The organism is Holdemanella porci, from assembly GCF_019052655.1.
Lineage (GTDB): Bacteria > Bacillota_I > Bacilli_A > Erysipelotrichales > Erysipelotrichaceae > Holdemanella > Holdemanella hominis.
Genome location: NZ_JAHQVB010000198.1, coordinates 1 through 323 on the forward strand (window position 1 = coordinate 1; position 323 = coordinate 323).

The 323-nt window shown below is 31.6% G+C and carries 1 protein-coding gene; it reads left to right on the forward strand.

Annotation, left to right across the window (positions count from 1 at the left end):
- Positions 1 to 268 (forward strand): hypothetical protein (locus KTQ83_RS12125; RefSeq protein WP_217256981.1); only part of this gene is annotated, 268 nt, incomplete at its 5' end.
- Between the last annotated feature and the right edge of the window lie 55 nt (positions 269 to 323).

The window sequence follows — 323 nt, forward strand, 5'->3', positions numbered from 1 at the left end:
AAAAGAGAAACTGATCAACAGATCCAAGAAAAAGAAATATACAGAAGAAGATTATCTTTATGAGGTGCAGGTATTGGATCCAAATATCAAAAGATTGAAGAGTATCATTCGCAATCTAAAATTCAGAAGAAATCGAAATAAGTTCAAACTTAAAAGAAAGATGCCTTCTGTATGTTTTGGTGGTAAAAAGAACTTGAAAAATGGTGATTTAGAAACCTTTAGATACAGAATACAAAGAATAAACGAAATGAAGAACTGTATCAGCTGACCATTGAAATCATGGAACAATGTAAATCCAAGAAGAAGAGTCTGGTCGTTGAAGA